This window comes from Tepidamorphus gemmatus (assembly GCF_004346195.1).
Lineage (GTDB): Bacteria > Pseudomonadota > Alphaproteobacteria > Rhizobiales > Tepidamorphaceae > Tepidamorphus > Tepidamorphus gemmatus.
Map to the genome: position 1 here is coordinate 1 of NZ_SMAK01000028.1, position 1,631 is coordinate 1,631.

Consider the following 1,631-nt stretch of genomic DNA (forward strand, 5'->3'; position numbering starts at 1 on the left):
CGAGACCGGATGACCGCGACCAAGTGAATCAGGCAGCATTCCGGCCTCGCGGCGGGGCCGCGAATGTGCTGTGGTCTTGCCCATCATGGCGATGACAGCGGACCAGCTTCCCGACGATCCGATTGCGCTCAAGGCGATGGTGCTGGCGCGCGAGACCGAGAACGAGCGGTTGCGCCAGATCATCAAGGAACTGCAGCGTCACCGCTTCGGCCGCCGGGCCGAGAGCCTGCCCGAAGACCAACTGCTCCTCGGGCTGGAGGAGGCCGAGCAGATCGAGGCCGACAGAGCGGAAGCAGCCGAACGTGCCGATCCGGCCAAATGCAGGCAGCGCACCGCGAAGCGGCGGGCGAACCGCGGTGCGCTGCCGCCGCATCTGCCACGCATGGAGATGATCGTCGATATCGAAGACCACAGCTGCCCGTGCTGCCGCAACAACCTCCACCGGATCGGCGAAGACGTCAGCGAGCGGCTCGATATCGTGCCGGCGCAGTTGCGCGCGATCGTCGTGCGCCGGCCCAAATACGCCTGCCGCGCCTGCGAGGACGTCGTCGTGCAGGCGCCGGCACCGGCGCGTCTCGTCGAGGGCGGGTTGCCGACCGAGGCAACGGTCGCGCAGGTTCTGGTTTCCAAATATGCCGACCATCTGCCGCTCTATCGCCAGGCGCAGATCCACGCCCGCCAAGGCATCCATCTCGATCGCTCCACGCTCGCCGACTGGGTCGGCCGTGCCGCCTGGCACCTGCGACCGGTGCATGAACGGCTGCTCGACAAGCTAAAGGCCTCGGCCAAGCTCTTTGCCGACGAGACCACCGCCCCGGTGCTCGATCCCGGCCGCGGCCGGACCAGGACCGGTCAGCTGTGGGCTTATGCCCGCGATGACCGGCCATGGGACGGCAGCGATCCACCGGGGGTGGCCTATGTCTATGCGCCGGATCGCAAGGCAGAACGGCCAATTGCCCATCTCGCCGGCTTCAGCGGAATCCTGCAGGTCGATGGTTATGGCGGTTATCGCACACTGGCCGACAAGAGTGGCGCAACGCTCGCCTTCTGTTGGGCCCACGTTCGCAGGCGCTTCCACGAGCTCGCTGCAGCCGGCCCGGCGCCGATCGCGAGCGAGGCGCTCCGGCGCATCGCAGAACTCTACAGAATAGAGGACGATATCCGCGGCCAGCCGGCCGACGCACGCCGTGCCGTGCGCCAGGAAAGGAGCCGGTCGATCGTCGCCCGTCTCGAGCCCTGGCTGCGCGAGAAGCTCGGCCTGATCAGCCAGAAGACCAAGCTCGCCGAGGCGATCCGCTACACGCTCTCGCGCTGGGAGGGGCTCACCCGCTTCCTCGACGACGGCCGCATCGAGATCGACTCCAACACCGTCGAGCGGTCAATCCGTCCGATCGCGCTCAACCGCAAGAACGCGCTCTTCGCAGGCTCCGACGGTGGGGCTGAGCACTGGGCCGTCATCGCCTCGCTGATCGAAACCTGCAAGCTGAACGACGTCGAGCCGCTCGGCTATCTCGCCGATGTCCTCACCAGAATCGTCAACGGCCACCCGAACAGCCAGATCGACGACCTTCTGCCCTGGGCCTACATCGCAAAACCAGACATCAAAGCCGTGGCCTGAGAACACCGCTTAC

Annotated in this window: 1 protein-coding gene; it reads left to right on the forward strand. The window is 66.7% G+C overall.

The window, feature by feature from the left end; genetic code table 11:
* The first annotated feature begins 85 nt into the window (after positions 1–85).
* Positions 86–1,618 (forward strand): IS66 family transposase, encoded by a 1,533-nt coding sequence (tnpC, locus tag EDC22_RS17810; RefSeq protein WP_132808110.1) that lies wholly within the window; start codon positions 86–88, stop codon positions 1,616–1,618.
* Positions 1,619–1,631 lie beyond the last annotated feature (13 nt).

Excerpts from the sequence above, each read along its gene's own strand:
- tnpC (WP_132808110.1), top strand. The coding sequence starts at position 86 with ATGGCGATGACAGCGGACCAGCTTCCCGACGATCCGATTGCGCTCAAG.